Annotated in this window: 6 protein-coding genes; 5 read left to right on the top strand and 1 reads right to left on the bottom strand. The window is 56.7% G+C overall.

Annotated features, from left to right (window positions below; translation table 11 throughout):
* The first annotated feature begins 6 nt into the window (after positions 1-6).
* Both VGK23_10870 and VGK23_10865 read left to right on the top strand, forming a co-directional pair.
* Positions 7-279: a 50S ribosomal protein L30e gene (locus VGK23_10870; GenBank protein ID HEY3421042.1), complete on the top strand. Its 273-nt coding sequence runs from the start codon at positions 7-9 to the stop codon at positions 277-279.
* A 1-nt stretch (position 280) separates the two neighbouring features.
* Positions 281-706 carry a NusA-like transcription termination signal-binding factor gene (locus VGK23_10865; protein HEY3421041.1) on the top strand — a complete coding sequence of 142 codons (426 nt, stop codon included), beginning with the start codon at positions 281-283 and terminating at the stop codon, positions 704-706.
* 40 nt (positions 707-746) lie between these two features.
* Here VGK23_10865 and VGK23_10860 read toward each other — a convergent pair whose 3' ends face one another.
* Positions 747-1,811 (bottom strand): radical SAM protein, encoded by a 1,065-nt coding sequence (locus tag VGK23_10860; protein ID HEY3421040.1) that lies wholly within the window; start codon positions 1,809-1,811, stop codon positions 747-749.
* A 92-nt stretch (positions 1,812-1,903) separates the two neighbouring features.
* Between VGK23_10860 and pyrF the strand changes: the two genes are divergently transcribed.
* The 3 genes from pyrF (at position 1,904) to VGK23_10845 (ending at position 9,998) form a co-directional block, all read left to right on the top strand.
* Positions 1,904-2,554: an orotidine-5'-phosphate decarboxylase gene (pyrF, locus tag VGK23_10855; GenBank protein HEY3421039.1), complete on the top strand. Its 651-nt coding sequence runs from the start codon at positions 1,904-1,906 to the stop codon at positions 2,552-2,554.
* A 119-nt stretch (positions 2,555-2,673) separates the two neighbouring features.
* Positions 2,674-9,216, top strand: coding sequence for an STT3 domain-containing protein (locus VGK23_10850; protein ID HEY3421038.1), 6,543 nt, complete (start codon positions 2,674-2,676; stop codon positions 9,214-9,216).
* Between the two features lie 11 nt (positions 9,217-9,227).
* Entirely contained in the window at positions 9,228-9,998 is a 771-nt protein-coding gene (locus VGK23_10845) for a CARDB domain-containing protein (protein ID HEY3421037.1), read from the top strand.
* Positions 9,999-10,005 lie beyond the last annotated feature (7 nt).

Here is a 10,005-nt window from a genome sequence, read left to right as displayed (position 1 = left end):
ATTGATATGGGAAGAGCTTTAAAGACCGCAATAACCACTGGCAAGGTGGTATTCGGTGTACAGCAAGCAGAGAAAGCAGTCAAAAGCGGAGAGGCTAAGCTACTGGTCGTTTCAAACAACTGCCCGAGCGAGTTCCTCATGTCGAAGACCCATGGCGTCCCGGTCCACGTGTATGAAGGCACGAACATGGACCTCGGGGCCTTGGCTGGTAAACCATTCTCGGTTTCGGCAATCGCAATAATCGACAAGGGCGCATCTAACATTCTTTCGTTGGGATGATATGGCAGAGATCACTTTCACCGAAGAGACGCTCAGGTACATCGCCCTGTTCGAGTCAGTAACCAGGACCCACGTCAAGGACTGTCTGGAGACAGAGGACAAACTGGTCTTCGTCGTCGACCCAGGCCAGGCCAACCGGGCAGTGGGCAAGGCCGGCGAGAATGTCATACGGCTCAAGAACACCACCGGAAAGAACATCCAGGTGGTCGAGTACTCGGACGACCCGGAGACGTTCATCAAGAACGTGTTCTACAACTACAATGTTCAAGGGGTCGTCATCGAGAACCGCGGCAACATCGTGCATGCCACGGTCACCGTTGACCCGAAGGTCAAGGGACGCGCCATCGGCAAGAACGGGCGCAACCTGAAGATCGCCAGGGACATCGTGAACCGGCACCATAACGTTCAGAGCATCAGCGTCGCCTGAACGGGTAGATCTTTTTTTCCGATTTTTCCATTCCTTTCGTTCAGCGTAGCGGCCTGCGTTCGACCTCGAGCCGGTCTGCCGTCGGGTAGACCTCGATGATATAGCACTCCATTCCCAACTCGGGATACAGGTCCTCAAGGATCCAGGACGCCACTTCGAGCCGCTTCCTCTCCGGGTCTACCTTCATCATCGTTTCCGGCACATCGAACTCTGAGCGCAATCGAATCGCCACCGCTTCTGGATCAGTGGTCTCGATGATACCTTTGATCAGCAATCCCTCCTCAGTGACCAGATCGTGCTTTTCCGCCACTCTTCTGGCCCGGCGCTTGATCCGGTTCCTCAGCTGGACCGCGTCCTTGAAGCTGGATGTGCAGAAATGGACCGCCACCCGACGCTCCTTCTTGAGCAGTCCCTTGGCCATCACGGCGCTTCCCTTCACCGCGCTGGAGACATCATCGATCACCTCAAAGCCGCGGTCCTTCATGGCCTCGGCGTTCGTGGACGAGAACTCAAGCTCGTTGAGGTTGACGAAATCAAATCCGTTACGGTCAGCGAAATCGATCAGGCATTCCAGTCCCCTTTCCTCACCAGGAATGGCTGGTACCTCGAACCCGACCGGGATGCCTAGATCCTTGATCGACTCAGCTATCCTTTCCAGGTCGAGGTGTTCCCAAGTCTCCACCTGAGGGTGGATCCTGAGCTCGTCCAATCCAGCTTGGACAAGGGCTTGGAACTTCTTGCCATCGACCGTCGAGGTGTAAAGATGAATATGATGTTCAGGTCCGAACTCCGTTTTCAGCAGCATGATGTAATGCATCGTCCGGTCCATGACGTCCAGGGGATCGCCGCCGGTTATGCCGGTGCCCTGCGCCCCAATGCTCCGGGCCTCGTCCAGTATGTCCTCGTCAGAGAACACCTGGCGTTCGTTGGCGAAGATCAGGTCCTTTCCCTTCTTCCTTTCCGAAAGGGGGCAGTAATAGCAGGTCATACGGCATCGTCCGGTCACCAGCAGGACCATTTTTGATCCTTTCCTGCACTGGAGGCAGCCTTCCGGCAGGTCGCCGGTATAGCAGGACCCTGCCTGCATTCGCCTGATCTGAACCATCGTGCTTCGGACGCCGACCGGATTAATAAAAACTTCCCCGGAAGACGGAAAAGATACTAAGGGAACAACCATTCCCCCTCCAAGGCGAAGACATGCGGAAAAGGTCGAGGCTCATTCTGGCGTTGGACGAGACAGACGAGCGTAAGGCCATGGATGTGGCCGAAGCGGTAGGCGACCTGGTCGACGCCATAAAGATCAATTGGCCTCTTGTCCTTTCAACCTCACCCGAGATCATCACCAGGCTTTCCCGTTCTTCGGAGGTGGTCTGCGATTTCAAGGTAGCGGACATACCGAACACCAACAGGCTCATCGTCTCCGAGGCGGTAAGACGTGGTGCTTCCGGGGTCATTGTCCATGCGTTCACCGGAAGCGATTCGGTCAAGGCAGCGGTAGAGGCCGCCGATGGCAAGGATATCTATGTGGTCACGGAAATGAGCCACCCGGGCGGATTGGAGTTCACCGCACCGGCGGCAGAGAGGCTGGCAAGGATAGCGGTGGACTGCGGCGCTTCCGGGGTCATCGCACCGGCCACCCGTCCGGAAAGGGTCAGGGCCATTAGGCAGATCATCGGACCGAACCTCTCGATATTGTCCCCCGGTGTTGGGGCCCAGGGCGGTTCTGCCACAAAAGCGCTTGAGATGGGTGCAGATTACGTCATCGTGGGCCGGGCGATCTATGGTGACCCGGACCCGAGAGCGGCAGCGGGCCGATACATCGAAGAAATCAAACATCTGAAAAATTAGGTCTTCGCAAAGGGTCAGTATTGTCCTATCCAGACAATAGAGATAAATGCCAAATATTTGGACTAAGGTTTTAATAGCTCGTTCTGCATCAACTGCTAGTTTTCCTCAGGAGAATATAGATGGCATCATCAGAGGAAGGGTCGAAAAGCCCTGCCGAGAAGAAGCGTTCCGCAGGAATTTCCAGACTGAATTCGAGATTCTCGAATACCTGGCTGGGAAGAAACTGGCAAACGGCGCTCATCATCGTGCTAATAGTATTCCTGGCCTTTTTCGTCAGGACTTACTTTGGATACTCGACCTCGGTTGACAACGGTTTCCTTGTCTCCGGCGGTTCTGACTCGTACTACCACGAGCGTGTTATCGACAACGTGGCGAATACCGGTCAGCACGTCGTCCAGGACAACATGCTCAACTATCCATGGGGGATCAGGAACGAAAGGCCTCCTCTGTACGATTGGTCGGTCGCGGTAGCCGGTATGTTCTTGCATACGGTGACGGGAATGACATTGACGGACGGGCTCGGCTTCGCACTGGTGTTCTCGACGGCCATATGGGGCGCCCTGACGACCATCCCGGTCTACCTGCTCACCAAGGCGGCCTTCGGGAAGAAGCCAGCGATATTGGCGGCACTACTGTTCGCCCTGATGGCGGGCAACATCGAACGTTCGATATTCTCCGATGCTGACCACGATGCAATGGTCTTGTTCTTCGTGGTGTTCGCGTTCTATTTCCTGCTTCGTGCATTGCAGACCATAAAAGGGGATAGGTGGGTCTCCAAATGGAGCAGTTTCTCAGAGGTGAAAAAAGGTCTAAGGTCCTTTGGGTCTTTGAACGGCGTTTCAATGCTCTATGCGGCCCTGGCAGGCGTGTGCGTCGCGCTGGTGGCTATGATCTGGACCGGTTATACCTATGTCCTCATCATCATACTGGCATATCTGATCGTTCAGCTGTTGGTCGATCGATTCCGGAACGCCGATTCCCTCGGTGTTGTGGCATCGATAGGCATCATGTTCGCCGTCGCCTTCCTGGTGATGGCGCCGCTGTACATCCAGATGAACTATGTCCAGACATGGCTCGATACCCCGGTGGAGATGTTCCTGGTCGCGGTCATAGCTGGAATGATATTCGTGGTGACCAGGGATTACCCGTGGACCATCACCCTTCCGGTCATAGCGGCGATATCGGTCATCGCGCTGATCGCGTTCTATATAGTATCTCCGAACTTCTTTAACGCCATCGTATCTGGCCAAGGATACCTGGTGAAGAGCAAGTTGTACTCGACCATATCTGAGGCGACGGCACCGGCGTTCTCTACGCTGGCACTGTCATTCGGTGCGGTCACGTTCTGGCTAGCCCTGTTCGGGGTCGGCTATGCAGCGGTCAGGATCCCTAAGAACCTGACCCCGTACCTGGTGTTCCTTGTCGTATGGACGGGTGTGTCCATCTACATGGCCGCCTCCGCGGGGAGGTTCGTTTTCAACGCCACGCCGGCCTTCGCCGTGATGGCGGGCTGGATCCTGATGCTGATCATCGAACGGGCCCAGTTCAGCGAGTTCTACAAATCGATGGCCGGTTCGCGGGGCAGCTTGCTGCGCAACCTGCGCAAATCGATCAAGTTCCGGCACGTGTTCGTGTTCCTGGTGGTGCTAGGTCTCGTCATCCTGCCCAACGCGTGGACCGCTCTAGATGCGGGGATTCCTAACCAGACCAAGAAAACATACGATAAGCAGATCTACCTGGCCACACCAGACTTCCTAAAGCCGTCGAAATACGACCTTAATAATGGAACCTGGTACTTGGGAGCCTTCTCATATGATCTGCCGTTGCCAACGACCTATTACCCAGCGGCATGGTCATGGTTGAATGAAAGGGATAGCGGCATCGCGAACCCTCTGGAAAGACCCGCCTATATCTCATGGTGGGATTACGGATTTGAAGCAGTACAGGCGGGCGGCCACCCGACGGTTGCTGACAATTTCCAGAATGGATATCAGGTGGCCGGGTCGTTCCTGATGTGCTCGAACGAGACCGGAGCGATCGCTCTGATGGTGACCAGGATAATCGAGAAGGTTGGCCTGAGCAACAGCACCGATATGTCCCGTTCGGCGATTGACCTGCTCCTGACCTACGGTGTCAACTACAACGAGATGTATCACATCCTGTACCGGCCGTCAGACTATGTCAACGTGGTCAAGAACAATCCAGCCATCTATGGGCCATACGATACCGACCTCTCTGTGTTGAACGCATACTATGCGGCCGCCCGGGTCGAACTGTCCAAGATCGGCGAGAACAAGCTGGTATCGCTTTACCACGACCTGCGCGGCCTGACCGGCTACAACATCGGGTATTTCGCGGTAGACAGCCGTCTGTTCCCATTCTCGGCCACCAGTCAGAACATATTCTACGCACCGGCGAAGTTGTCGGATCAGAGGATCGATCCCCTGTCGAACGCACCGTTGGACTACTACACCATAACCGCGGTGGACCAATACGGTACCGAGCATGCGCTGGCGGACGTGACATCATCGATGACGATCGTCAGTTACGCCATACACTATACCCCGCTGTTCTACAAGACGATGTTGTACCGCGCCTTCATGGGCTACGGGCCTTACGACATCGGTCTGACTAGCCAGGGCATCCCAGGCATAAGCGGAAGCCTTAGCTATTACCAGCCTATGCAAGGCTGGAACATGACCCATTTCAGGATGGTCTACCGTACGGCCTATTTCAATCCGTACACCGACTATAGCAACCACACCGATTCCTGGGTAGCCATCAACTATACCCAGGGGCAGGAGTACAGGGCTTTGATAAGTGCCGGCAAGATGAACGGAACGGTCGACCTGTCCGCCGGTGGATTGTTCAGCGCTGTCGTCTTCCTCCAGTACTATGACGGAGTGACGATATCTGGCACCGTGCTGTCGGAACAGACCAAGGAACCAATGCCGAACGTCTACGTGACCGCCCTGGACGATAACCGGGATCCGACGTACTATCCGTACGGCATACCGCACCAGACGGTCAAGACCGACGCCAACGGGAACTACAGCATAATCGCGCCGTTCGGCAACACCACCATCGCCTACAGCTATGGCACGCTGGACAACGTGACCCAACTGGCCACGATCATATCCACCAAATCGTATCCGATCAGCTATGCTGAGGCCATGGGAGCGACCGGAGCGGGGGGAAATCAGAAGGTGATCAACGGCGATATCAATCTGACCGCCGCCAGCCTGTCCGGTAAAGCATACTGGGACAGGGACGGCGATTCGGTGTTCGATGTCGGGACCGACATCCTGATCACCGGAGCCACCGTCGTGCTGCAGAACAAGACCACCGGTTACTTCAAGAGCCAGGTAAGCACCGCGACCGGTTACTCGTTCCTTGGTCTGCCCCCGGCCACCGTCAACATGTATGCCATATACCAGGGTCACATCATCGGCAGCGTTTCCGTTGACCTGAACCCGAAGAACGGCAACATCACTAAAGATCTGGCGATCAAGCCGGCCCAGGTAAAGGGCGTCATCATGCTGCCCTCGGGCGATGTGGCGCAGAATGTCCAGCTCCAGTTGAGGGACCTTACCACTGGTCGGTTGATCAACACCACGACCAGCTCCGCCGGTCAGTTCACCTATGATCTGCTGTTCTCCGGCAACTATTCTCTGAGCTCGGCCAGCTCCCTGATGAGCCTGGGAAGCCAGACCTACAGCCTGACCGCCGGTGAGACGCTCAACAAGGCGCTCACGATATACTCCGCGATGACGGTGAGCGGGCACGCGTCCAATAATGGCAACGCCATCCCGTTCGCACAGATCGAGATAATGAATGGCAAGAGGCAGATCTGGACGGAAGCGAACGCCAACGGGGACTATTCGATCACGGTGCCCCTTGACAATTACACGGTGTACTCTTTCGCCACCGTCAAAGGGGTCCAGCTGGTTGCTCTGGCCAACGTGACCGGCCTCGCCGGCTCGGTGACTCAGAACATGGTTCTCGCGGAAGCGACCGCCACTAACCTGCAGGTGGTCTCGGCCACCCTGAACGGGGTTCAGTTCGTCATAAAGTCAAAGTCGAGCCCAGCCGCAGTCTATGCGGTATCAAACCAGACTGGTGGAGCAAAGGTACTGCTCCCGTCGGGGGTCTACTCGATCTATGTTTACGCAGGCAGCACCTCGGTCTATTGGGCTGACCTTACCTTGCCTGGGACCGGTGTGCAGAACATCACGATGGTGAACGCGGTCACGCTCTCTGGTAAGGTGTGGTTCGACTCCAATTTCGATGGGTCCATGGGTTCGTCGGAAGGCATCGGGAACGCGACCATCACGGTTACGAACCAGGCGGGCGAACAGGTCACCTTCTATACCGACAGCACCGGGGCATACATCGTGCCCTTGGTGATCAATGGCACCTACACCATGACCGAGTCGCTGATCAACTATGTGACCTACAGCGTCACCTACGCTGATTTCAACACCTCTACGGTCAACAACATCAAGCTTGTCCCGACGAACCGCACCGTTTCCCTGACCACTACGTTCAACGGCGGAGCGCCGTTGAAGCCGTTGACCGTAACGCTGACCGCGGTCGGCAAAGGCGCGATCACGGTCAAAGGGGTCACATCGGCCGCTGGGGATCTGACGTTGAGCGTCCGTCCCGGACAGTATAACATCACTATCAGCGAGAACGTGACCACCGACAGCAATGACCAATACCAGCTGCAGGCGGGCAACGTTCCGCTGACCATCCGCATCGGACAGAATGCCACGGCACTCAGCCTGCCGGTGGTGGAACGGGTATTGGTGACAGGCGTCTCCGCCGGCGGAGCCACCACGCTGACATTTACCGGCAAGGACGTCAGGACACAGAGCTTTGCCGCCGGGGCTGCGTACAGCATCTATCTCATGTCCGGGGTATACGGGGTCTATGCGGACGTCAGCTCGACGGCCGGTCATCTCGCGCTGTTCAACACGACCACCGTTACTGGGCCTGGCGCTTACGACGTGATCGCCTCGCCCGCAAGCCTGGTGCAGGTGCAGGTCCAAAATGGAGGGAAGCAGCTGAATGCCAGTGCCTCTCTTTCCTTCAGCTCTCCGAACGGGGCGACGTACAACGCAACGACCAACGCCACTGGTTATCTGGGGGTATACATGCCCTCGAGCCAGCTGACCGTCAGGGTCGATGTGCACACGCTCGGCACCCTCAATGGGTTGAGCCGCTACCTGAGGTACACCGGCGCAGCAACCATCAATGTAGGAACAGTCACCTTCCCGTTGAATCTGGACACTGTCAGGTCGTTCGATAACAGTACAGTGACCGGTACAATGATCGGAGTGGGAGCGACGGCCGCGTCCGGAACGATAAGCTTCGCGCCCGATTCGCCTACCGCGATATGGGCCAACTATACCACGGCATCCGGTTCCATCAATGTCCAGCTCGCGCCTGGCACATACAGTGCGTATGCCAACGGCGGTACGAGCGGAACATTCCTGGGCAAGGTCACGGTAACGAGCTACCTGAACCAGACAATGAACATCCAGCTGGTGCCTGGGTTTACGATCCATGGCACCACCTCGGTTGGGGCCTTGCCGGTGCAGTCCGTTCTGACCTTCTCTTCCGTCGGGAACATGACAGCCAGCAGCGCGCCGGATGGCACTTACTCCGTCCTCCTTCCCGCTGGCAGCTATGATGTGAAGGCGACGACGACGCTGGTAGAGCAGGGATCCAACATCCCATACACCAAGACCGTCACCCAGACGCTGACGGCGGATACGTTGCTCAACATCGTCCTGGAACGCGCCAGCACTCGCAGCGTCAAGGTCTATTGGGATCCGTCCCAGAAGGCCACCCTGAGCGCCAACCAGACAGCGGTGTACAACATCTCTGTGACCAACACCGGTGATCTGGCCGACACTTACAGTTTGGCCGCCTCTCTGGCCGGTTGGAACATAACGTTGTCGAAGAACAGCGTAACCCTCGATTTCGGTGCGACCGGGGTCACGACCGTCCAGATGACCATAACCCCGTCGAAGACGGTCAAGGTCACCCAGAACTCGATAACGTTCACCGCTACCTCCGCCAACGACTCATCGGTGGTGGCGACGACACTGGCCAACGTCACGATCGTGCCCCGTTTCGAGGTCAACGCCACTCAAGCGCAGGTCTATGCCAACAACGGAACGAACTATCGGTATCAGATCAAGATAAACAACAACGGCAACATCGACGACACGTACTTCGTATCGGTCGTCAACAGGGATGCGTTGAGGGCGCAGGGATGGGACGTGTCCCTGAAGAGCACCGGGAACTACGTGGACCAGGTGAACGTTACCGTCACCAGCCAGAGCTTCAAGTACATCGAGTTCTCAATGCTGCCGAACTCCACGTCGGTCGCCCCGGCCCTGAACCCGACCGCGAGCATCCTTATCCAGTCGGCGGGTAACGACAGCACGTCATTCAACTACGTGTTCTCGCCCGAACTGCCAAAGGTCAACATCCCGAGCAGCGGTCTGGCCGTGACTGGCGATAAGACGTCATCCACGCAGGCGACCCTGACCCTGGAAACAACGATTCTCCTGGCATTGGTGATGGTGCTGTTCGTGCTCCTCATCTACCTTACCGTGAAGAAGGGGGTGTTCACACGAAGAAAGCGCTGATCTCGTTGGCAATGGTAGTGTGCATGATCGTGGCGGCAACGCTTGTGCTGCCGGTACAGGGCGCGACCGACACAACGATCGTGGCGACCGTAAGCGGTCCGAACGTGGTCAATCTGGGAGGGGTTACCCAGTATACGATCACCGTTCAGGGGGGCCCAGCCTCCGAAACGAACGGCACATATGCCTGCAAGGTGACCATGACCGGTTTCGCGGCGACCAACGCCACGCTGATCAACAGCGGGTCCAGTTCATCGAGCAGCGGGGTCTTCAAGTTCAACCTGACCACCCCGCAGGTGCTCGGCGACCTGACCATCAACGTGTTCGCCTCATCCACCAACTTGGACGGGACCGTTACCACGTACAACAATGACACGAAGTTCAACGTGAAGGTCATTGCCCCGGTGGTGTTCAGCGTCACGATCAAGAACACCGGTAATATGACGGTCACCGACCTTCCGGTGTACTTCTATGTTGACTACGCGAGCAACAAGGACCCGATCCACGTGGCCAGCGTGACGGTCAATGCGTTGTCGACGAAGGTGGTCAAATACAATTGGACCACCACCAGCCTGGGCGCGGGGTCCCACGAATTGAGGGTGGACATCGATCCGAACGGGACGTTCGTAGGGTTCGAAGAAGGAGGCAAGGTCATGACGACCACTTTCTTCTATAACCAGGCCGGCTTTGGAACGACCAATGCCCTGCTCTACGTCGCGTTGATCGTGTTGATCATCGCGGTGTACCTGGTCTATCGCAGGCCGATGCCGCGCAAGAAGAAGTGAAACCGTT

Source organism: Methanomassiliicoccales archaeon (genome assembly GCA_036504055.1).
In the GTDB taxonomy this organism is placed as follows: Archaea; Thermoplasmatota; Thermoplasmata; order Methanomassiliicoccales; family UBA472; genus DASXVU01.
The sequence above is the reverse complement of the archived record's forward strand: the minus strand, read 5'-3'. Positions and strand labels throughout refer to the sequence as shown.